The organism is Magnetospirillum sp. SS-4, from assembly GCF_902729425.1.
GTDB lineage: Bacteria > Pseudomonadota > Alphaproteobacteria > Rhodospirillales > Magnetospirillaceae > Phaeospirillum.
Map to the genome: position 1 here is coordinate 24329 of NZ_CACVCH010000125.1, position 23217 is coordinate 47545.

At 69.6% G+C, this 23217-nt stretch carries 15 protein-coding genes; 10 read left to right on the forward strand and 5 right to left on the reverse strand.

What is annotated here, in order from left to right; all coding sequences use genetic code 11:
- The first annotated feature begins 15 nt into the window (after positions 1–15).
- Together MTBSS4_RS18030 and MTBSS4_RS18035 are read left to right on the forward strand one after the other, a co-directional pair.
- Positions 16–2139, forward strand: a complete 2124-nt coding sequence (locus MTBSS4_RS18030) for an indolepyruvate ferredoxin oxidoreductase subunit alpha (protein ID WP_173984759.1) — start codon at positions 16–18, stop codon at positions 2137–2139.
- Positions 2136–3659: an indolepyruvate oxidoreductase subunit beta family protein gene (locus MTBSS4_RS18035; protein ID WP_173984760.1), complete on the forward strand. Its 1524-nt coding sequence runs from the start codon at positions 2136–2138 to the stop codon at positions 3657–3659. The genes MTBSS4_RS18030 and MTBSS4_RS18035 overlap by 4 nt, the downstream gene beginning before the upstream one ends.
- 22 nt (positions 3660–3681) lie before the next feature.
- On the opposite strand, the gene MTBSS4_RS18040 is transcribed toward MTBSS4_RS18035, so the two are convergent.
- The 5 genes from MTBSS4_RS18040 to MTBSS4_RS18060 are packed head-to-tail and all read right to left on the reverse strand — an operon-like array spanning position 3682 to position 10792.
- Positions 3682–4011, reverse strand: a complete 330-nt coding sequence (locus tag MTBSS4_RS18040; protein WP_173984761.1) for an STAS domain-containing protein — start codon at positions 4009–4011, stop codon at positions 3682–3684.
- A gap of 5 nt (positions 4012–4016) precedes the next feature.
- Positions 4017–6809 carry a SpoIIE family protein phosphatase gene (locus MTBSS4_RS18045; RefSeq protein ID WP_173984762.1) on the reverse strand — a complete coding sequence of 931 codons (2793 nt, stop codon included), beginning with the start codon at positions 6807–6809 and terminating at the stop codon, positions 4017–4019.
- Positions 6810–6843: 34 nt separating this feature from the next.
- The gene (locus tag MTBSS4_RS18050) at positions 6844–7866 is read right to left on the reverse strand and encodes an ABC transporter substrate-binding protein (protein WP_173984763.1); all 1023 of its coding nucleotides are present in this window, start codon (positions 7864–7866) and stop codon (positions 6844–6846) included.
- Positions 7863–9953 carry an MFS transporter gene (locus tag MTBSS4_RS18055; protein ID WP_173984764.1) on the reverse strand — a complete coding sequence of 697 codons (2091 nt, stop codon included), beginning with the start codon at positions 9951–9953 and terminating at the stop codon, positions 7863–7865. Before MTBSS4_RS18055 ends, MTBSS4_RS18050 begins: the two co-directional genes overlap by 4 nt.
- Positions 9950–10792, reverse strand: coding sequence for a hypothetical protein (locus tag MTBSS4_RS18060; RefSeq protein WP_173984765.1), 843 nt, complete (start codon positions 10790–10792; stop codon positions 9950–9952). Before MTBSS4_RS18060 ends, MTBSS4_RS18055 begins: the two co-directional genes overlap by 4 nt.
- Before the next feature lie 157 nt (positions 10793–10949).
- Here MTBSS4_RS18060 and murI point away from each other — a divergent pair, with 157 nt between their 5' ends.
- The 8 genes from murI to MTBSS4_RS18100 all read left to right on the forward strand — a co-directional run bounded on the left by murI (position 10950) and on the right by MTBSS4_RS18100 (position 23205).
- A complete protein-coding gene (gene murI / locus MTBSS4_RS18065) occupies positions 10950–11804 on the forward strand; it encodes a glutamate racemase (RefSeq protein ID WP_173984766.1) in 855 nt (284 codons plus the stop codon).
- Positions 11801–12691 (forward strand): DMT family transporter, encoded by an 891-nt coding sequence (locus tag MTBSS4_RS18070; protein WP_173984767.1) that lies wholly within the window; start codon positions 11801–11803, stop codon positions 12689–12691. Before murI ends, MTBSS4_RS18070 begins: the two co-directional genes overlap by 4 nt.
- A gap of 71 nt (positions 12692–12762) precedes the next feature.
- A complete protein-coding gene (locus MTBSS4_RS18075; protein ID WP_173984768.1) occupies positions 12763–13182 on the forward strand; it encodes a hemerythrin domain-containing protein in 420 nt (139 codons plus the stop codon).
- 68 nt (positions 13183–13250) lie between these two features.
- Positions 13251–15923, forward strand: a complete 2673-nt coding sequence (locus MTBSS4_RS18080; RefSeq protein WP_254432649.1) for an EAL domain-containing protein — start codon at positions 13251–13253, stop codon at positions 15921–15923.
- A 69-nt stretch (positions 15924–15992) separates the two neighbouring features.
- Positions 15993–18656: a DUF748 domain-containing protein gene (locus tag MTBSS4_RS18085; RefSeq protein WP_173984769.1), complete on the forward strand. Its 2664-nt coding sequence runs from the start codon at positions 15993–15995 to the stop codon at positions 18654–18656.
- A 1-nt stretch (position 18657) separates the two neighbouring features.
- Positions 18658–20481, forward strand: a complete 1824-nt coding sequence (locus MTBSS4_RS18090) for a glycosyltransferase (protein WP_173984770.1) — start codon at positions 18658–18660, stop codon at positions 20479–20481.
- A gap of 193 nt (positions 20482–20674) precedes the next feature.
- Complete coding sequence (locus MTBSS4_RS18095) at positions 20675–22384, forward strand: flagellar hook-length control protein FliK (protein WP_173984771.1); 1710 nt, start codon at positions 20675–20677, stop codon at positions 22382–22384.
- Between the two features lie 11 nt (positions 22385–22395).
- Positions 22396–23205 carry a flagellar hook assembly protein FlgD gene (locus tag MTBSS4_RS18100; RefSeq protein WP_173984772.1) on the forward strand — a complete coding sequence of 270 codons (810 nt, stop codon included), beginning with the start codon at positions 22396–22398 and terminating at the stop codon, positions 23203–23205.
- Positions 23206–23217 lie beyond the last annotated feature (12 nt).

The window sequence follows — 23217 nt, forward strand, 5'->3', positions numbered from 1 at the left end:
CTCCAGGAGGGCGGCATGGCCGAGCGATCATTCCATCATGAGATTCAGTCGCTGCGGCTGGGCGACGGCCAGACCTTCCGGGGCGAGGGCATTCTGGCCGTCACCAAGGCGTTGCTGCAATCGGGCATCTCCTATGTGGGCGGCTACCAGGGCGCGCCGGTGTCGCACCTGATGGACGTGCTGGTGGAGGCCGAGGACCTGCTGTCCGAACTGGGCATCCACATCGAGGCCTGTACCAACGAGGCCGGCGCCGCCGCCATGCTGGGCGCCTCGATCGCCTATCCCATCCGGGGCGCGGTGACCTGGAAATCGGTGGTGGGCACCAATGTCGCCTCCGACGCCCTGTCCAACCTGGCCTCGCCCGGCGTGATCGGCGGCGCCATGATCATCATCGGCGAGGATTACGGCGACGGGGCGAGCGTCATCCAGGAACGCAGCCACGCCTTCGCCATGAAATCCTCCATCTGGCTGCTGGACCCGCGCCCCAACCTGCCCAGCATCGTCGCCATGGTGGAAAAGGGGTTCGAGCTGTCCGAGGCCAGCAATTCACCGGTCATGCTGGACCTGCGCATCAAGGCCTGTCACGTCACCGGCTCGTTCGTCACCAGCGACAACCGCCCGGCCGCCGCCCGCTCCGGCCCGGCGGCGTTCGATTACGGCCGGCTGTCGCATCCGCCCAGCACCTTCGCCCACGAGATCGCCAAGGCCGAGGACCGCATGCCCCGCGCCCGGCGCTTCATCGCCGAGCATCGCCTGAACGAGCTGTTCGACGGCGATCTGGCCGAGATCGGCATCGTGGTGCAGGGCGGGCTCTACAACTCGCTGATGCGGGCCCTGATGCGGGTCGGCCTCGCCGACGCCCTGGGCAACAGCCGGGTACCGGTCTATTGCCTCAACGTCACCTATCCGCTGGTGCCGGAGGAGGTGGTGGCGTTCTGCACCTCCAGGCGCGCCGTACTGATGGTCGAGGAGGGCTGTCCCGACTACATCGAGCAGGCGCTGGGCCAGATCCTGCGCAAGGCCGGCCTTCCGACCGGATTGTTCGGCAAGGGCTGCCTGCCCCAGGCCGGCGAGTACACCTCGGACGTGCTGGTCGAAGGGCTGGCCGCCTTCCTGGAACAGGTGGGGCCGGCCGGCTTCGATCCGGTCCACGCCCGCAAGGTGGCCGACGAGATCGCCGGACGCCGCAAGGCCGCCGCCGGGCTGCTGGAGGCCGAACTTCCCGGCCGCCAGCCGGGATTTTGCACCGGCTGTCCAGAACGGCCGGTGTTCGCCGCCCTCAAGCTGGCACAGAAGGAGGTGGGCGCCACCCACGTCTCCGCCGATATCGGCTGTCATTCCTTCGGCACCCTGCCGCCGTTCAGCATGGGCAATTCCATCCTGGGCTTCGGCATGAGCCTCGCATCGGCGGCGGCGGTCGGCCCCCATATCGGCCGCCGCCCGGTGGCGGTGATGGGCGATGGCGGCTTCTGGCACAACGGCGCCATCACCGGCGTGGCCGGGACGCTCTACAATCGCGGCGACGGCGTGCTGGTGATCCTCCAGAACGGCTATACCTCGGCCACCGGCCAGCAATTCATGCCGTCCTCCATCGCCGAGGGCCGGCGGCCCGAAACCCCCATGAACATCGAGGCGACCCTGAAGGTCATGGGGGTCAAGTGGCTGAGGACGGTGCGGTCGTACTCGGTGGGCGCCATGAAATCCGCCCTGGCCGAGGCCATGGCCGGCACCGGCAAGGGGCTGCGGGTGATCATCGCCGACGGCGAATGCCAGTTGGCCCGCCAGCGCCGGGTCAAGGTCGAGGATTCGGCGAAACTGAAGGCCGGCGAGCGGGTGGTGCGGGTGCGCTACGGCGTCGACGACGAGATCTGTTCCGGCGACCATTCCTGCATCCGGCTGTCGGGCTGTCCGTCGCTGACCATCAAGCCCAACCCCGACCCGTTGCGCGACGATCCGGTGGCGTCGGTGATCAATTCCTGCGTCGGCTGCGGCCTGTGCGGCGAGGTCGCCCACGCCGCCGTGCTGTGCCCGTCGTTCTGGCGGGCCGAGGTGATCCAGAATCCCAACCGCCTCGACCTGTGGCTGGAATCCTGGCGACGGCGGGTCAGGACATGGCTGAGCGGGAGGGTGGCGGCATGAGCGCGTCCAACAAGCCCATATCCATCGTCATCGCCGCCATGGGCGGCGAGGGCGGCGGCGTGCTCACCGACTGGCTGGTGGAGGCCGCCAACGCCGAGGGTCTGGCGGTGCAGAGCACCTCGGTGCCCGGCGTCGCCCAGCGCACCGGCGCCACCACCTATTACATCGAGATCTTTCCGGTGCCGCTGGCCCAGTTGAACGGGGCCGCGCCCATTCTCGCCCTGGCGCCCTCGGTGGGCGACGTCGATCTGGTGGTGGCCACCGAACTGATGGAGGCGGCCCGCACCGTTTCCCGCGGCTACGCCACCCCGGAACGCACCCGCCTGATCGCCTCGACCCACCGGGTCTACGCCATCGACGAGAAGGCGGCCATGGGCGACGGCCGCGCCGATTCCGAGGCGCTGCGGCGGACGATCGAGGCCGGCACCCATGCCCGGCTGCTGTTCGACATGGAACAGGCGGCGAAACAGGCCGGCTGCATCGTCAATTCGGTGCTGCTGGGCGCCATCGCCGGCAGCGGCGTGCTGCCGATTCCGGCCGAGACCTTCGAGGCCGGCATCACCGCCGCCGGCAAGGCGGTCGACAGCAACCTGAGGGGATTCCGCGCCGGCCTCGCCGCCGCCCGGGGCGAGGTTCCGGCCCCGGCGGCCGCCCCGCACAAGCGGCCCCACGCCGAATCCGCCGCCGCCCTGCCGCTGGTGGCCCGCGCCCACGCCGAACTGCCCGAACCGGCCCAGGCCATGGCGGCGGAAGGCGTCCGGCGTCTGGTCGCCTATCAGGACCAGCGCTACGCCGCCCTTTACCTGGAGCGTCTAGGCCTGATCTGGACGGCGGAACGCGACACCGGCGGCGACGGAACGCTGACCCGGAATGTGGCCCGCCATCTGGCGGTGCGCATGTCGTTCGAGGACGTGATCCGGGTGGCGCAGTTGAAGACCGACCCCGCCCGCTTCGACCGCATCCGCGCCGAGGCCGGCGCGGCGGCCGGCCAACCGGTGGTGGTGACCGATTTCCTGAAGCCGGGCATCGAGGAGGTCTGCTCCCTTCTGCCCGGAATCGTCGCCCGGCCGATCCTGGCCCTGGCGCGGCGCCGGGGCTGGATCGACCGCGTCCATGTGGGACGGAAGGTCACGAGCAGCGGCGCGGCCGGATTCGCCACCTTGTGGCTGATGGCCCGCCTCAAGGGCTGGCGGCGGCACGGCCATCGGTTCGGCGAGGAACAGCGCGCCATCGAATTGTGGCTGGAATCAATCCGGCGGGCGCTGGGATGCTCGGTGGAACTGGCGGTCGAAGTGGCGGAATGCGCCCGTCTGGTCAAGGGCTACGGCGAGACGTGGCGGCGCGGCGAGGGCAATTTCCGCCGTATCCACCAAGCCGTCATCGTCCCCGCCGTCACCGGGCTCTGGCCGCCGGCCTTCGCGCTGGACGCCATCGTCAACGCCCGCGCCGCCGCCCTGGCCGACCCCGAGGGCCGGGGACTGGAGCGCACCCTGGAGGCGATGGCGAAACGGGCGACGTAGGGCCTTGGCCGCCTTTTCCGGATCAGAGGGCGGCGAGGGCGGCGGCGCGGTCCGGATGGATGGCGAGGATCTTGGCGAAGCCGGAAACGTCGAAAATTTCCCGGATATTGGGCTTCATGGCGCACAGCACGAACTTGCGGCTGCCCCGGGTCATCTTGGCCCCCACCAGCACCACCCGCAGGCCGGCGCTGGAGATGTAGTTCAGTTCGCTGAAGTCGATGACGATCTTGGTGGCGCCGGAATTGACGACCGCCAGGACCTTGGCCTCGAAGGCCTTGGCCGACGAACTGTCGACGCGGGCCAGGGGCACCAGGACCGTGGCGTCGCCGATGGTCTCTTCACGGATTTCCATGAGCTTCAGCTCTCCTGTGCTCCAACGGTCTTGCGGAGGACCGTGACGTTGCGCCGATCCTCGTGGCGATACTCGGTCCGGTCCATGAACTCCTTGACCAGGAAGACGCCCAGCCCGCCGATGGGACGGTCGTCCACCTCAAGGTCCAGGTCTGGCTCCGGCGCCTGGGTGAAGGGATCGTACTCGTTGGCATCATCGATGATCTCGGTGACGAATTCACGGCCGTCGTAGCTGAAATTCACCACGATGTCATGGGGGTCTTCGTCATCGTATCCGTAGGAGATAATATTGGTGATCAACTCGTCCAGGCAAACGTTGAGGTTGAAGGCGAGTTTCTCGGGCAGGGCGTGCTTTTCGACGAAGGCGTCGACCAGTCCGGCGAGACGTTCCAACTCGCTCACGTCGTTGGCGATGGTGACGCCGAGGCGGTCGGGCTCCATCGCCGCAGCCGACGGGGACGGGGGAAGCGGTTGGGCTGGGGGCGTCATCATCCTGACCGGCGGCGTCGATGCAATGGACGAAACCACCACCGGAGCCGGCCTGGGGCGGATCACGCCCTTCAGCGACGGCGAGGCGGCGGCGATGGCGGGGGGGGCGTCGTTTGCCGCCTCCCCGTCGGCGGCGGCGCCCTTGAAGCCGGTGAGCATCAGGCGCCGCTGGGGCTGTTCGGTTCCGGCCCCATCCGGGGACGGCCGGTCGAAGCGCAGGGTCAGCATGGTGATGTCGTCGAATTGCGGCGCGGTGCCGACGAACGCCTCGACCGAGCGCAGGACATGGCCGATCACCGCCTCGGGATGGTTGTCGGCCACCTGCCCCAGTTCCCCGATCAGCCGGGGTTCGTCGTACAGGGCATCCTCGGGGTCCTGGGCCTCGGTGACCCCGTCGGTGTAGAGGTGCACCACCTCGCCGGGAGCCAGGATGAAGCGGCCGGTTTCGTAGTCCAGATCCTCCATGACGCCGAGCGCCACGCCGGAAACGTCCCGGATCGCCTCGATCCGGCCGTCGCCGCGCAGGATCAGCGCCGGTGGATGGCCGGCGTTGCAGAAGGCGACCTCGCCGTTCCTGGTGTCCAGCACCCCGTAGAAGCAGGTGGCGAACAGGGTCTGGGGATTGTCGCGCGACAGCATGGTGTTGACGAAGGCCAGGCATTCGCCCGGAGTGGCCGACAGCGGCGCCACCGCCTTGACCAGGGACCGGGTGATGGCGATGAACATGGCCGCCGGCACGCCCTTGCCCGAGGCGTCGCCGATCACGAAGCCGAGATGGTGGTGGTCGATCAGGAAGAAGTCGTAGAAATCCCCCCCCACCTCCTTGGCCGGCACCATGGAGGCGTGAATCTGGAATTCCTGCCGGTCGGGGAACGGCGGGAACACCTGCGGCAGCGAACTCAGCTGGAGTTCGCGGGCGAAGTCCAGTTCCTGGCGCAGCATCGCCAGCTGGTCGCGGGTCCGCAGGGCCTCGCGCAGAATCTCGATGTCGCGGGTCCGCTCGGCGATCAGGGTTTCCAGCCGCTCGTGCTGCTCGCGGATGCGCGACGACATGGTCTGGAACGCCACCGCCAGCACGTCCAGTTCGCCCTTCGAGGACGGCCCCTCGCCACCGGCCTCGGTGGCCCGGCTGGACAGTGCCTCGATCTGCTTCAGATCGTCCAGCACCGCCTCGCGGGCGTCTTGCTCCAGCATCTCGGACAGTTTCAGCATCTGGAGGCGGATGAACAGTTCCTGGCGGCGGCGCTGGCGTTCGCGCCGCTCCTCCAGCAGGTCCAGCTTGATGGCGTTCTCGCGGAACACGCCGACGGTGCTGGCGATGCGGCCGATCTCGTCGTTGTCGTTCTTCACCTCCAGCATCACCGAGGTGTCGCCCCGCGACAGGGCGTTCAGCACGGTGATGGCCTGATCCAGCGGATCGAACGAACGGCGCAGGTAAAGCGAGAACACCCCCAGAACCAGAACCAGGAAGCCGGCGACGGCGCCGATGGCGACGACGCGAATCCGGTGCTGGCGCGCCTGGGTGTCGGTGGAATCGCGGACGCTGACCAGGGAGCCGATCACCCGGCCCTGGCCGTCGCCCAGGGGGAACACCACCACCGAGTAGAAACGGTCGCCGTCGGGCCAGGTTTCCAGGCGGCTCTTGCGGGTGCCGAGGCGGGAATCGAACACCGTCCACAGCCGGTCGTCGGTGCCGTCGCTCATGTGGCCGCCGCGGTCGAGCAGGAACACGTCCGAGCCGGTGGCCGCCTTGAATTCCTCGATGGGCGGACGCAGGTCGGACATGATGGTGGCGACGCCGGCGACGGCGCCGTCCTCCAGGATCAGCGGCAAGGTGATGACGGCGATGAAGCGCTTGTCGCTGTTTTGCATGATGCCGGCGCGGGCCTTGCGGCTTTCGGCGATAAGCCGCACCGTCGCGGTGTCGGCCAGGGGATTGTCCAGCAGCGATCCCCTGGAGGTGTAGAGAAGTTCGCCGTCCAGCCCGACGATCTCGAAACGGCTGACCGCCGGCCGGCGGCGGATGGCCTCGGCGGTGGGGGCGACGGTCTCGCGCACCTGGGTCGGGTTCTTGCGGGCCACCGCGATGATCATCTCGCGGTTGGACTGAAGCAGCGGCACGGCGGCTTCCAGGCGCTGGACGGTGTTTTCCACCAGCTTGTCCCAGAAGATCTGCTGGCCGTTGAGGGTGGCGCTGGCATAGCGCTCGTCCGCCAGTTCCTCGCTCTTCAGGCCGGCGAAGGTCAGGCCGACCACCAGCAGCGAATAGGTGAGCGTGACGATCAGGGTTACGCGCGTGCGAAGAAGCATCGTCCCCCCTTGGCCGTGGCCGTCTCGCGCCCGCTCATTTCACGCCGCCCTCCGCCGGATCGAAGACCTCGGCCAGGCCCAGCAGCTTCATGGGAGGATAGATGCCCAGCCGGCGGACCACCGGCATGTTGATGATGATCGACAGCCGCCTGGGGGCGTCGATGGCGATGTCGGCCGGCCTGACCTTGTGGACCAGGATCTGCTCGGCCTTGTAGGCGGTGAGCTGGCCGACCGTGTAGTAGCGGTAGACGCCCCCGAACATGGCCTTGGAGGTGAGGACGGCGTTCTCGCCCACCGCGAAGCTGGGAATGCCCAGTTCCAGCGCCGCGCCGGTCAGGAGATCGCGGTTGACGTTGAGAAAGGTGTCCGGCGGAATGTAAAGGAAGTCGATGCCGGCTGTCTTCAGTTCGGCCACCTTGCCGGCGATGCTGGCCGGGTTGGGCTTGCCGTCCACCAGGTCGACCGCGCGGGTCTCCAGGGTGAAGCCCGATTTCTCGCCGATGGCGCCCATCTCCTCGATGGCCACCAGGGCGTTGCGCTCCAGCGGAATGTAGACCACGCCAAGCCGGGACAGCGGCCGGTACGACTGGATCAGGTTGGCCTGGGTCTCGGGCGGAACCAGATAGGTGGTGCCGGTGATGTTGCGCCCCGACGACGACAGCGACGGCACCACGCCCCCCAACGGCTGCGACACGATGGCGAACACCGCCGGAATGTCGGTGATGTGGCGTGCCGGGTCGACGGCGTCGTGGCGGCCCAGCATCTCCTCGGTGACGGTGGTGCCCCAGGTGAAGACCAGATCGACGTTCAGGCGCCGGGCCTCGGCGACGAAGTCCTTCAGCTTGGCCTTGTCCTGGCCAGCGTCGCGCACGATCAGCTCGACCGGGATGTCCTGGTTGGCGAAATAGTCCTTGAAGCCCTGGGCCGCCTCCTCCCAGCCGCGCCACAGCGCCATGTAGATGCGGAACGGCTTGGCCGGCGGGTCGGCGGCCACGGCGGCCGGCGAGCCGCCGGCCAGCATCAGCAGGGCGAGGACAAGTCCGGCCAGCCGCCTCATTCCGCCAGCTCCGTCTCGATATGGGGACCGGAGCCGTAGGCGAAGGACAGCAGCGCGAACACCACGCTCATGCCCAGCACCAGCCAGCCCAGCGCCACGATGGCGCCCTCCTGGCCATGAAGCGGAATCAGGGCGGCGGCCAGCAGGGGGCCGGCGACGCTGCCGACGCGCTCGGCCAGGCGCAGGAAGGCCAGCACGTTGGTCTGGCCCATGTTGCGGCACTCGATCCAGCAGACGTCGGGAATCATCGCCAGTTGCGGCGACGCCGACAGGCCGTGCGACAGCCCCAGCAACACGATGGCCAGGGCGATCATCTCCAGGCCGGGCGCCAGCATGGGCAGCAGCATGCCGGCGCCGCCGATCACGCCGCCGACCGCCACCAGCCCGGCCTTCCAGCCGGTGCGGTCCGCCAGCCGCGCCGCCAGCGGCGACAGCAGCACCACCGCCACCGGGTAGAGCATCATCATCCGGGCCACGTCGCCGAGGGCGATGCCCCGGTCCTGGGTCAGGGCGAGGGGAACCAGGAAGAACAGGAAGCCGGTCAGGGCGATCTTGCTGGGAATGGCGGCGAACAGCACCAGGGCGCTGAAACGCCAGTTGCGCAGCAGGCCCAGCAGTTCCCGCTTCCTGGGGGCCCGGTCGCGGCCCTGGGGCTGGGCGGCGGCCACCAGACGGTAGATCAGCATGCCGGCGACCAGGGCCAGGAGGGCGGCGATGACGAAGGTGGTGCGATAGCCGACCCTCTCGGCCAGCACGCCGCCGATGCCGGTGCCGCAGACGCTGGCGGTGAGCACCGCCCCCACATAGACCCCCAGTCCCTGGGTGCGGTTCTGCTGCTGCGACGCCTGCGAAATGTAGCCCTGGCAGGCCATAGTGATGACGGCGTAGCCGGTCGCCGTCACCGCCCGCCACAAGATGAAGTCGTAGACGTTGTGGGCCAGGGCGGTCATCAGGAAGCCGATCACCGCCGGAATCAGGCCGGCCAGGAACACCCTGCGGCTGCCCAGCCGGGCGGTGGCCAGGGCGGCCGAGGGCGAGGCCAGGGCGATCACCAGCATGAACACCGCGATCGGGATGGCGATGACCATCTCCCGCGACAGCCCCTCGATGGGGGCGTAGAGACTGCTGATGTAAAGCGGCATGAACGAGCGCGAGATTTCCTCGGCGAACACGAACAGGAACAGCGGCAGGCGGATGTCGGTGGCCTGACGCTCGGTGACCACCTCGGGCTGGCCGGTCCGCGAGAAGCGGAACAGGAAGCGGACGCGGGAATCGATGTCGGCCACCCGCTCGACCACCGACTTGTCGAAATGGGCCGACCTGACCTCGTCGATATAGGCGTCCAGGCGGCGGAACAGGTCGTCGGCCCGACGGATGGCGGCGTTGAAGCGGTGGACGAACCGCCCGACCTCGTCATCCGAGCCGCCGCCGCAGATGGCGGTGAAGTCACCCCGCCGGACCTTGTCGACCACCTTTCCCACCACCCGCATGGGGCCGGTGACGTTGGCGGCGACCACGAACAGCAGAATTTCCACCGCCACCAGCAGCGAGACCAGCGTCACCACCCCGATGTCCACGGTGATTTCCAGCAGGCGGTCGCGGACGTAATCGTGGTCGATGCCGACGTGAAGGTGGCCGACGTCCGAGCCCTTCACCGTCAGGGACTGGGTCAGGTTGATGAAGTTGCCGATGATGGATTTCGGATGCTCGGCGCCGGCGGCGCCGAAATCGGCGACGCTGAAATAGGGCTCCAGCGCCTCGCGGCCGGCGCCGCTGAGAAACAGGATGGCGCCGGACGGGTCGGTGACCGCCAGATAGCGGATTTCCGGATTGGCGGCCAGCACCGGGGCGAAGAAGTCCTCCATTCCCTGCAAGCTGGCGATGGGAATGCCGAAGCCGACGGCGCGTTCGATGCTGGCGGCGAGATCGTGGCCGACGGTGACCGCCTTCTTATCCATTTCCGGCACCAGGCCGCGGGCGAATTCGTCCATGGCGCCGAAAGACAGCAGCCCCACCGGCGGCACCAGCACCAGGAAGGCCAGCAGCAGCAGCCGGACGAACAGCGGGCGGGTGCGGTCGAGGGTCATGCCAGCCGGTCCAGTCGCCCGACCTCATCGGTGGCGTCGCGGATGTGGTCGATGGCCTCGCGGGTCTTGTCGACGAATTCGGCGAAATGCTCCTCGAACTCGCCGCCTCCCGCCTCGGGAACCGCGTGCCCGCCCACCGACAGCACCTCGGTCAGGGCGTGTTCCATGCCGGCCAGCTTGCGTCCGACCCGGCCGAACAGCAGGTAAAGCCCGGCCAGGGCCACCACGGCGAAGATGGCCAGGTACACGCCAACCGCCTTGGCCAGTTCCAGCAGCAGGCCGCCCACCCCCTGTTCGACGTAGACGGCGGAATAGCGCAGCACCACACCGCCCTCGACCTTGCCCAGGGCGTTGACCAGCGGCAGGCCGACGATCAGGGTATCCTCGTCCGCGAGGCCGAAGGCCTGCGACGGGTTGCCGCGCGCCGCCTCGACCAGGGCGTCAGACACCTTGCCGCCGATGGCGCCGCGGTCGGTGTCGAACAGCACCTCGCCCCGGTGGTCGTAGACCTCGACGGCCAGGACCTGGGCGTCGCGCTGCTTCTCGTGTTCCAGGATATCCTGGACCTGCCGCAACTGGCGCAGCGACAGCCCCAGGTTCAGGCTGTCCTCCACCCGCTTCTTGATGGTGAAGACCATGAAGCTGTAGCGCGACTGTACCTGGGAGGAGTAAACGCTCTCGAACTTGAAGTAGGCGAAGAACCCCGCCACCAGCAAGGTGAACAGCAAGATGGAGATCAGCGCCAGCGACACCTTGCGGGCCAGCGACCAGCGGACCGGCCGGGGCGGCGGCAGGCCGCCGGACATGGCGGCGAGGCTGGTCTGGCCGATCTTCTCCAAGCCGCTCGGTCCTCGATCTGGGGTGATTCAAGCTAGCAACTGGAAGGTTATAGGATATTCCATGATAATGTCCAAGACTCCACGGGTCCGATAGACGACAATCCGCCGTCGACTTTCCCGATCTTCAATCCCGCGCATGTCCAGCCACGGAATTCCCATGTCCCCGGCCTCGTCACCCACGGTCTTTGCCTTACCGGATGCTGCGTCCGATACCTATCCTATCGGAATATTCGATTCCGGTGTGGGGGGGCTGACGGTGGCGGCGGCCATCCGCCGAGACATGCCGGCCGAGACCCTGCTTTACCTTGCCGACATCGCCCGCCAGCCCTATGGCACCAAATCGGCGCGGACGGTGATCCGCTATGCCGTCCAGGCCGCCGAGTTCCTGGTGGGGCGGGGCATCAAGGCGCTGGTGGTGGCCTGCAACACCGCCTCGGCGGTGGCGCTGGACGCCATCCAGGCCCGCTTTCCCGGCCTGACGGTGATCGGCGTGGTCGAGGCGGGCGCCGCCGGCGCCGTCGCCGCCTCGGCGTCCGGGCGCATCGTCGTCGCCGCCACCGAGGGCACCTGCCGTTCCGGCGCCTACGAGCGCGCCATCCTGCGCCGCCGCCCCGACGCCCATGTCACCGCCATCGCCTGCCCGCTGTTCGTGGGATTGGCCGAGGAAGGCCTGACCGATGGCGACATCGTCGAGAGCGTGGCGCGGCATTACCTGTCGTCCCGGTTCGTCGCCGACGAGGGAAACGATTGCCTGGTGCTGGGCTGCACCCATTTCCCGCTGCTGACCGGGGGCATCGGCCGGGTGACCGGGCCGGGAGTGCGACTGGTGGATTGCGCCGGAATGACCTCGGCCCTGCTGGCCGAAGCCCTGGCCGACCGCCGCGCCCCTTCCGGCGGCGGGGGCGGCCTGTCGCTGCTGGTCACCGCCGACCCCGAACGCTTCACCCGCATCGCCGCCCGCCTGTTCCCCGACCAGGAAAGCACGGCGGGCGTCGAACTGGTGGACGTGTGAAGCCCCGCTTCAACAGGCATCACCTGCTTTTGGTGCTGCCGGCGCTGTTCTGGGCCGGCAACGCCCTGGTCGGCCGCGCCACCGTCGGGCAGGTGCCGCCCATCGCCCTGTCGTTCTGGCGCTGGGCGCTGGCGCTGGCGATCATCCTGCCCTTCACCCTGCCGGAGGTGCTGCGCGCCCTGCCGGTGCTGCGTCCCCGCTGGCGGCTGGTGCTGGGCATGGGGCTGACCAGCGTCGCCGCCTACAACACCTTTCTCTACCTGGCGCTTCAGACCACCACCGCCATCAACGCCACCCTGGTGGCGGCGGCCATGCCGATGATGATCCTGGCGCTCGGCGTGATCTGGCTGAAGACCCGGATACCGCCGCGCCAGGGACTGGGCCTCGCCGTCTCCCTGGCCGGGGTGCTGGCGGTGATCGCCCGGGGCGATCCGGCCCGGCTGGCGGGCGTCGGACTCACCGGCGGCGACGGCCTGGTGCTGGCGGCGGTGCTGGCCTGGGCGGTCTATTCGGTCCTGCTGAGGCGTCATCCGCTGCCGGTGGGGCCGCTGGCGCTGCTGACCGTGCTGATCGCGGTGGGAGTCGCCGCCATCCTGCCGCTGTATCTGTGGGAACTGACCACCGGCGCCGCCATCCGGCCGCATTGGAGCTCCTGGGCGGCCATCGCCTATACCTCGGTGTTTCCGTCGCTGCTGGCCTACTACTTCTGGAATGGGGGCGTCGCCGCCCTGGGGGCCGACGTGGCCGGCCAGTACACCTATCTGACGCCGCTGTTCACGGCGGCGCTGGCCACCGTCTTGCTGGGCGAGAGCTTCCAGTGGTTCCACGCCGTGGGCGGCGGCCTCATCTTCGCCGGCATCTGGCTGACCACGTCACGGCGGGCTTGATCACCGTCAATTACCCGAGCACTTAACTTGGTTATTGTCGCCTCATCGACATCAAACCAAGGAATACGGCCATGCGAAAGACCGATAACTACCGTAAGCATCACGATGACCTGCGCGGCGTCGTCGGCCGGCTGGAACCCATGCTGACCGTCAGCGGCATCAGCGCCGACCCGGCGGCGGTGGCGGCGGTGGTGCGCGACCTGTTCGGCAAGTTCTCGGTCCACCTCGCCATCGAGGACAGCACCCTCTACCCCAAATACGCGGCCCATGCCGACCCGCGCCTGCGCCAGGTGGCGCTCAGCTTCCAGACCGAGATGGGCAACCTGTCCGGCCTGTTCGACGCCTACAAGCGTGACTGGGCCGGCCCCCTGGCCATCGGCCGCGATCCCGAGGGCTTCATCCGCGCCACCCGCGACATGCTGGCCCTGCTGAAGGCGCGGGTTAAGAGGGAGGAGGACGGGCTTTACGATCTGATCGACCGGGCGGCGTAGGAAACCGCCCCGCCCCGACGGCATCCCCCCCATGCCATGAGATCGGTCGTTCTGGCGGATGGTATCGGTTGCCTCCGACGGCGGCAGTCGATACCATCCGCCATATTGCGTATCCAGCGCCCGGACCCGATCCGGCAGGGGAGAGAGCGATCAACCGGACCGATTCCATCGCGGCCGCACGTTCGGGCGGCCAGAGCGAGCCTGCCGCCGCCGGCGGGGGGACGGTCGTACCCTGCGCCCCCGAGACGCTGCTTCCCCGTCTGGCCGCGGCCGAGGCCCGGCTGGCCGGACTGGTCGCCAATCTGCCCGGCTTCATCTTCCAGCGGACCCTGGGCGCCGACGGCACCATCGCCTACCCCTGGATCAGCGACAGCGTCGAGCGGCTGCTGGGCTTTTCCGCCGCCACCATGGGGGTCAATTCCAAGGGCTGCCTGCATGTGATCCATTGGGCGGACCGCGACAGCCATATCGCGGAAATCCTCCGCTCCGCCGCCGCCCTCGACACCTGCCGCGACGAGTTCCGCGCCATCTCGGCCACCGGCGAGGTGTGCTGGCTGCGGGGCGCCTCCGAACCCCGCCGCCTCGACGACGGCACCGTGGTGTGGAACGGCGTCGTGGTCAACGTGACCGAGGAACGCCGGGCCGAACTGCGCCTCGACATGCTGATGGACCACGCCGACGATTCCATCGTCGTGCTGGATTCCCAGGGGGCCATCGACACGGTCAACGCCGCCGCCGAGCGCCTGTTCGGCCGGGCCGCCGCCGAGATGATCGGCCAGCCCTTCGCCATCTTGCTGCCGCCCGACCTCAGGGACCCCGAATTGCTGGACGCGCCCGAGGCCACCAGAGCCAGCATCGTCGGCGGCGGCCCGCGCGAACTGACCGGCCTGCGCAAAGACGGTTCGACCTTCGACCTGGAGCTGTCCACCAGCGAGGTCCGGCTGGAAGGCCAGCGCCTGTTCGTCGGCATCGGCCGCGACATCACCAGCCGCCGCCAGACCGAGGCGGCGCTGCGCGAGACCGAGCAGCGCCTGCGCGCCATCGCCGCCAACATGCCCGGAATGGTGTTCCAGCGGGTCCTGGCCCCCGACGGCAGGTTTGAATTCTCCTATGTCAGCGAGGGATGCCGGTCCATCCTGGGCATGGGGCCGGACGAATTGCTGGCCGAGCCGCAACGTTTCCTGGCCCTGCTCGACCCCGACGAGCAGCGGGCTTTCCTGACCGCCCTGGGCCGCTCCGCCCGCACCATGGAGCCGTTCGACGAAGAGATGTCGGTGGTGGGCGCCGATGGGCGCCGCCACTGGCTGCGCGGCCAGTCGCGCCCGACGTCGCGCCCCGGCGGCGTGGTGGTGTGGGACGGCGTCATGCTGGACGTCACCGACCGCAAGCTGGCCGAACAGCGCCTGTCGTTCCTGGCCTATCACGATCCGCTGACCCGACTGCCCAACCGCACCGCCTTCCTGGAGCGATTCGCCGCCGCCGCCGAGAACGCCCGCCACCGCAACACCCTGGCGGCGGTGGTCAGCCTGGGGATCGACCGCTTCGGCATCATCAACGCCACCATGGGCCACGCCATCGGCGATCAGGTGCTGATGGCCGCCGCCGACCTGGTGCGGGCCACCATCGGGCCGGACGACGTCATGGCGCGGGCCTCGGGCGACCGTTTCCTGCTGCTGCTGACCGGATTCTCGTCGCGGCGCGATCTCCAGGAGGCGCTGGAGCGCCTGCACCGGAGCGCCCAGGCCACCGTCACCGTCGCCGGCCAGGATTTCGATATTTCCGCCGCCATCGGCGTCGCCGTCTATCCCCGCGACGGCGACGACAGCGAAACCCTGATCAAGAACGCCGACGCGGCGCTGCAACGGGCCAAGGACCAGGGACCGGCGACGCTGCAAATGTTCACCAAGGAGATGAGCACCCAGGCGACCAGGACCCTGTCGCTGCAAAACCGCCTGCGCCGCGCCGTCGACAACGGCGAACTGTCGGCCCACTACCAGCCGCAGGTGGATTTGCGCGGCGGAGACGTCATCGGCATGGAGGCGCTGGTGCGCTGGAACAGCCCGGATCTGGGCATGGTCTCGCCGGCCGACTTCATCCCGGTGGCCGAGGAATCCGGCCTGATCGACGCCATCTGCGAATTCATGCTCGACGTCTGCACCCGTCAGGCCAAGGCGTGGCAGGACCAGGGGCTGCCGGCCATTCCGGTCGCCGTCAACGTGTCGGGCCGCCAGTTCCAGTACGCCCGACGCCTGCTGACCGCCTGCGAGCAGGCGCTGTCCTCGACCGGACTGTCCAGCAGATGGCTGGAACTGGAACTGACCGAAAGTTCGGCCATGCGCGACGCCGACAACGCCATCGCCGTGGTCCAGCAGTTGAAGGAAATGGGAATCGGCTGTTCCATCGACGATTTCGGCACCGGCTATTCGTCGCTGTCGGTCCTGAAGCGCTTTCCCATCCAGAAGCTGAAGATCGACCGCTCGTTCGTCATGGACATCACCACCGATCCCAACGACGCCGCCATCGTCGCCGCCATCGTCGCCATGGCCAAGGCGCTCAAGCTCAAGGTGGTGGCCGAGGGCGTCGAGAACCAGGAACACCTGGACTACCTGCGCGACCTGGGCGCCGACCAGATCCAGGGCTACTTCTTCAGCCGCCCGCTGCCGGTGGACGGCATGACCCGCCTGCTGACCGAGGGACGCCGCCTGAACCTGTCGGCGCCGGTGCCGCAACTTCACGGCTGATCCCGCCTGCCGGCTTGCCGTCGGTCCGGTTTGGACCGACAATGAACCTCCTGGAACCGGGAGGTGACGGTGCTTCTGGGCAAACATGTCCTCGGCGTGGAAATCCGGCGTCGCCACCTGCTGGCGGCGCTGCTGGCCGCCGTCGGCCTCGGCCTGGGGCTTGCCTGGGCGCTGCTGCCCGGTGCCGGGCTGCGCTGGGGACTGGTCAAGGCCCTGCGCGACCTCGGCATGGCCGAGGTCACCATGTCGGATGCCGACCTGTCGCTGTTCCAGGGCCGCGCGACCATCCGCCGCATGGAGGCGCGCCCCCCCCTGGGCGCCGCCCTGGGGATACGGGATTTCGCGCTTCTGTTCCGCTGGAGGCCGCTGCTGGACCGCAAGGTGATGGTGGACCGCATCGCCTTGCGAGGAGTCGAGGTCGACGTGCGGCGCGACCCCCGCACCGGCGGCTTCGTCATCAACGGCCTGCCGCTGCCGGCGGCCGCTGCCGGGTCGGCGACGGACGCCGCCTGGGGGCTGAGCGTGACGGCGCTGGAGCTGGCCGACAGCCGCCTGATCCTGGCCGACGGCGGCACCGTCCTGGACATCCAGGTGGCGAATCTGGTGATCGAGAACCTGAACAGCCAGGATTCCGTCACTCCGGCCAGCTTCCGCCTGGAAGGCCGCCTCAACGGCGCCCCGCTGCGGCTGGCGGGCAGCCTGCTTCCCTTCGCCGCCACGCCATCCTTCAACCTGAGCGTGGCGCTGACCGGCCTTGATCTGGCGCAAGGCGGAATCGCCGCCAGGACCCCGCTGGACGGACTGGCCGGCCGCGCCGACCTGACGCTTTCGGCCGGCGGCGCGCTCCGCCCCGACGGGCTGACGGTCCGCGTCTCGGGCAAGGCGGCGCTGACAAAGCCGGCCCTGACCGCGCCGCTGGCCCTGACCGCCGGCCGCATCGCCCTGGATGTCGGCCATGCCGACTGGGACGGCCGGCGGCTGGACCTCGCCGCCGCCGTCGAGGCCGAGACCCTGTCCGCCAGGACCGGCGACATGGCGGTTTCCGCCCGTTCGCTGCGAGCCGTCGCCGCCGGCCTGACCTGGGACGGCCGCCTGGCGTGGCGGGGATCGCTCGACGCCGCCGGAACCTCGGTCGCCATCGCCGGAATCAAGGCGATTCCCGACCGGATCGCCTGGAACGGCGTCCTCGACCTGGACCCCGCCGCCGACCCGAGCGGCCGCGCCGAGGGACGTCTCGACCTGGGGGGACTGCGCCTGACCATGCCGGGCCTGTCCTACGCCCACCGCCACGCCCTGGCCGAGGGCTGGCTGGCCTTCGGTCCCGGCACCATGTTGCCGGTCACCGCCAAGGTGGCGCTGTCGGCCGAGGGCCTTGCCCTCGGCGACCCCGCCCGGCGGCTGGAATGGCTGGCGCTGGAACGCCTGGACGCCGCCGGGGCCGAGGTCGACGCCGCCGGCGCGGTTTCGGCCGATCGCCTGGATATCGCCGGACTGGCGGCGCTGAGGCGCCAGGGACGGGGCGGCCATTTCTGGCGGGTGGAGGCGCGCGCCGCCCGCCTGGACCATCCCCGGCGCGGCGATGCCGGCGACATGGCCGCCGCCGCCCTGCACCTGGACGGTCTGACCCTGCGGGTGACCCGCACCCGGGACGGTCTGACCGGCCTGTCTTCGGCCGGCGGCGAGCGGGAAGATGCCGCCGCCCCGGCCATACGGCTGAGCCGCCTCAACGTCGCCGGAGCCAGCCGCATCCTGTTCGAGGACCGGACCCTGGCCGAGCCGGTGCGGCTGGAGGCCCGCGACGTCAGCCTTGCCGCCTCCGACATCGACAGCGGCCACCCCGAACGCGACAGCCGCTTCGCCCTCAAGGCCGGCATCGGCGCCGCCTCGGTCGCCCTGTCCGGAACCGTCCGCCCCTTCGCCGCCCCCCTGTCGGCGCGCCTGGACGGCCGCATCCAGGCGCTGGAACTGCCGCCGCTGTCGCCGTATCTGGCCGAGGCGCTGGGCATTCACCTTCAGACCGGACAGTTCGACGGCACCTTCACGGGCGGCGCCGACCAGGGCGCCCTGGACGGCCGCCTCGACATTGCCCTGCATCACCTGTTCATCGCCCCCCCCGATCCCGCCGCCCCGGTGGCGCGCAAGCTGGACATGCCGGTCGAGACGGTGCTGGACCTGCTGCGCGACGGCGAGGACCGCATCCGCCTCAGCCTGCCGGTGCGCGGCGACCTGGACAACCCCGACCTGGACGTCAGCGACGCGGTGGCGCAGGCGGTGGCGGGCGCCCTGAAATCCACCGTGCTGACCACCCTGAAGATCGCCTTTCCGGTGGCGACGCTGATTTCCATGGTGGTGGACGCCGACGAGAAGGCGCGGCTGGCGCTGGCGCCGCTGACGTTCGCCGCCGGCAGCGACGCCCTGTCCGACGGCAGCCGCGAAACGCTGGACGGAGTGGCCGGACTGATGAAGGACCGGCCCGGCCTGAAGCTGACCCTGTGCGGCAAGGCCGATCCCGGCGACTGGCCGGTCCTCGCCGAATCCCGCCGGTTCCGCGCCAGGACGGCCGAGGTCGACCGCGACGCGCTGGTCCGGCTGGCCGAAAGCCGGGCCGCCGCCGCCAAGGCCTATCTGGTGGAGCGGACCGGCGTCGAGGCCGGCCGGCTGTTCACCTGCCGCCCCGAGGTCGAGGCCGGATCGCCGGCCGCCAAGGGGGCGAGAGTGGACCTGCTGCTGTAGAATGGACAACACCGCCGCCGCATCCTCGGTCATCGCCCCGGTCGCCGCCGGGTGGGTCCTCGACGAGGTCCCCGAGCCGCTGCAACCGGTCTGCCTCGGCTGGATCGACGCCTGGCGGGGCAAGGCCGGCCTGTCGCCGCTGAACCTCTGGCTTCCCCTGGCCCAAACCCTTCGCCGGTACGGCTGCCTGGACGCCGAGGTTGATCTGTGCCGCCTGGCGCTGTCCCTTTCTCCCGATCTGGCGCCCGTCCGGCTTCTTCTGACCGAAAGCCTGATCGCCATCGGCGAGGATGCCGAGGCCCGCCTGATCCTGTCGGAAATCGCCCGGCCGCCGGCCGCCCGGCTCGAAGCCCTCGGCCTGCTGGCGCGCCTGCCGGAGCAAGATGGCCATCTCGACGAACTGGAAGCCCTGCTGCTGGAATCCGGCGAATGGAGCGGACACCACGCCGGGCTGGCGCGCCGGTTGATGGCGGCCGGCCAAACGGAACGGGCCGCCGCCTTCCTCGCCGCCTGGATGCGGCGCTGGCCGGTGGCTCCGGCCGCCGCGGCCGATATCGCCGGCCTGGCCCTGCTGTGCGGCGACGCCGCCACCGCGCGCCGGCTGTTCACCTCCGTCTGGCCGCGCCCCGGCAACGAGATGGTCAAGGTGTTCGGCAACTTCCCGGGCAGCGTCCCCCCCTATGACGACGCCGTCGAATCCGGGTTGCTGCGGCGGATCGACCACGCCTTCCGTCTGGACGAGGATCGGCTGGCCCGGCTGCCGCCGGGGGATTTCGGGCCGGTTCCCGCCGATGCGACGGTGATGCTGGTCAGCTTCCCCCACGGGGCGCTGCCCAACGACATGGCCGAGCATCTGGCGGGGACGGCGGCGGCGGCCGGCGTGACCCTCGACCTTCATCTTGACGCCGCCCTGGCGACCCCCGACGAATGCCGCCGGCCGGACGGCTTCGTGCGCGGGCGAATCGAAGCCTTCGCCGCCCATCTGGCCGCCGCCCGGCCAGCGGTGGTCATCGTCGATTGCTGCGGTCCGCTGGGATTTCGCGGCCTGAATCCGGCGGTGATGGCGGACCTGAAGGAGCGGTTCGGCTTTCACCTGGTCTGCCTGATGCGCGACGCCCATTCCTATGCCCTGCCGGGATTGCGGGCATGGCTGCCGGCCTGCGATTCCATGCTGCTGTTCGACCCGGCCTCGCCGCTGCTCGACCCGCGTCTCGCCCCGGCCAACGCCAAGGCCATCGTCCTGCCGGTGCCGGCCCTGCACGGTCCCTTCCTGGAGCGGCCGCCGCGGGGCGGTCATCTGCTGTTCATCGGCGCGGCCAATTTCGCGGTGCGCCAGGCGGTGCTGTCGGTGCTGCTGACCGAGGACATCCCCGTCACCGCCATCATCGGCAAGCACCTCGCCGCCGAACGGCCCGACACCGCCGCCTATGCCCGCAGGCTGGCCGGGGCCGGGGCCGTCGTCAACGTCTCGGCCCATACCCCGTCGGAACATCTGGTCACCGGACGGGTGTGGGAGACGATCGCCGCCGGGGCGCTGCTGATCGAGCAGGACAACGACGCCGTCGCGCGCTTCTTCACTCCCTGGCGCCACTACCTGCCGTGGACCGACGTGGCCGACATCGTCCAGATCGTCCGCCTGATGGGCCGGCGTCCCGAGGCGGCCCGGCGGGTTGCCGAGGATGGCCACGCCTGGGCGGCCCGGCATTATCACGCGCAAGCGTTCTGGACCGCCCTGATCGGCCACGCCCTGCGTCCGGACAGGGACCGCGACGCCGCGGGCGACCTCCGCGCGGCGCGGGCATGGCACGAGGTCTTCATCGGCTGAGAGAGGGCGATCCCCGGCAGGTTTTTCCGCCGCCCGGCAGAATTTTCCCCTTCCGCCATGCCATTCCCCCTGGCATCCCCACCGAACAATCCGGAAATATCATTGCAAATCAGTCAATTGCCCCATCAGGCATGAACTGGCCCGCCCCTTGCGTGGGAGATGGCGCGACAATCCCATTTTCGGGGACGTGACCATGACCGTGCAATCCATCGACAAGAGAGTGGTTCCCGAGACCAACATGACTCCGGCCGGCCAGGACCGGCCGCAGGGGAGCGTGTCGGCGGAGGACGCCTTCGTGGCGCTGCTCTCGCAGACCTCCCAGCGTTTCGGCAACAAGCTGGCGGGATCGACCTCGGCCACCACCGTGCTGGCGAACCACTTCTCCCGCAAGCAGGCCGAACCCAAGGCCGAAAGGCCCCAGCCGAACCGCGACGACGCCGCGCCGGCCCGTACCGCCGCCAAGGACGCCCGTCCCGCCGCCAAGACCGACCGGCCGCGCCAGGCCGAGGACGGCGCCGCTGCCTCGCGCAAGGCGGACGCCAAGGATGCCGCGCCGGTGAAGACCGACAAGGCCGAGGCTCCGGCGGCCTCCGACGATGCCGCCGCCCCCGCCGAGACCAGCCGCGCCGACGCCGGCCAGGACAACCAGGCCGACCCCCAGGCCCAGGACGAACCGGCCGTGCAGGTCGTCGTCCAGCCCCGGACCGAGATCGAGATCGAGGTGGCGGCCTTGCAGGCCGAAACCACCGTGGCGTCCGACGCCGCCGCCGGCGACGCCGCCGCCGTCCAGGCCGAGGGGGATGATCCCCTGGCCGGACTGGGCAAGGACGACCGCCAGCGGGTGACCGACCTGGGCAAGCTGATCGTCGCCGACAAGGATGCCGACGCCTCCGACGAGGCGCTGGACGCCGCCACCAAGATGGTGGACCACCTGATCCGTCAGGCGGGGGCGCAGCAGGCCAAGGCCGGCCCACAGCAGACCGGCGAGACCGACCTGATGCGCGAACAGGCCGCCGGCCTGACCGAGATGGTCGCCAATACCGGCGTCCGCCTCGACGTCAAGGTCCAGACCACCGCCAATCAGCCCACCGCCACGGTGGAAACCGCCGCGGCGGTGACCGAATCGTTCACCCGGATCGACCCCGCGCTTCAGGGCGAGGCCGAACAGGGGTTTGATCCGTCGGCCCGCCAGCAGGGCGGCCAGCCGGGTGGCGATGCCGCCAAGGCCGCCGCCCAGACCCAGGCGAACGCCGCCGCCGCCGACGCCGCCAAGGCCGCTCCCGCCGCCGATGCCAGGGTGTTCAGCGCCGTGCTGGCCGCCCAGGTCGACGCCAACGCCAAGGTGATCGACGCGGCTCCGGAGCAGCGCCCGCTTTCCGGCATCGCCGGTCCCGGAGCCGCCCAGGCCGCCGACAAATCCGCTCCGGCCCAGGCCGCCCAGGGGCCGCGCGCCCCACGGGTGCCGTTGCAGCAGCAGGTGATGGAGCAGGTCAGCGTCCAGATCGACAAGGCGGTCAAGGACGGCGCCGACAGCGTCCGGATTCAGCTGCGTCCCCACGACCTCGGCAAGATCGAGGTCCGGCTGGAAATGCACGACGGCCGCGTCACCGCCACCGTCACCGCCGACAAGCCCGAGACCCTGGCGCTGTTGCAGCGCGATTCCAAGGGACTGGAAAAGGCGCTGGAAGACGCCGGCCTGAAGCCGGAGGCCAATTCCACCAGCTTCAACCTCAGGGGCGGCGAGCATCAGAACAACGCCGACCGCGGCAACAACAACCAGCGCGCCGGCCGCAATCACGGCGGCGGCCCCGGTTTCGCCGACGGCGACAATCCGGCGGCCTCGGCCGAGGCGCCGCCGCCGCGCCGCGCCAACGGACGCTCCGGCGTCGACATTTCGGTCTAGGAGCAACCGCCATGACCTCGATCACAGGCGTCGACACCAGCGGCAGCGCGGAAAAGTCGGTCACCTCCAAGTCCACCCTGGGGACCAACTTCAACACCTTCCTGACCATGCTGACCACCCAGTTGAAGCACCAGGACCCGCTGTCGCCCATGGACTCGACCCAGTTCACCAACCAGCTGGTCCAGTTCTCCAGCGTCGAGCAGCAGATCAACGCCAATTCCAACCTGGAAAAGCTGATCAAGCTGCAACAGGCGACCCAGACATCGGATTCCATTTCCTATCTCAACCAGACGGTCGAGGTGTCGGGGTCCAAGCTGCCGTTGCAGGGCGGAGCCGCCGCTTTCAGCTATACCCTGCCGGCCTCGGCCAGCAGCTGCGAGGTCCAAATCCGCGATTCCTCGGGCGTGCTGGTCTACAAGACCCAGGCCGACACCGCCGCCGGCCGGCACGACCTGGCCTGGGACGGCACCGACAGTTCGGGCGAGAAGCAGGACGACGGCCTTTACACCGTCAGCGTCGTCGCCAAGGGCGTCGACGGCACTCCGCTGACCGCCACCACCACGGTGCAGGGCACGGTGACCAAGGTGACCAACGACGCCACCTTCGGCGCCATGCTGGAAATCGGCGCCGGCGACGACGACGCCAAGGTGACGGTCACCCCCGATCAGGTGCTCAGCGTCACCGCGAACAACATCGTCGGCAATTCCCAGCTTCTGGCCGCCAACGCCCAATACCAGGCGGCGCTGGCCCAGTTGCAGGCCCTTGAGGCGGCGCAGGCCGAGGCAGAACAGGCAGCGGCCGACGCCGCCGCCGCACAGTAATCCCAGGAGGCT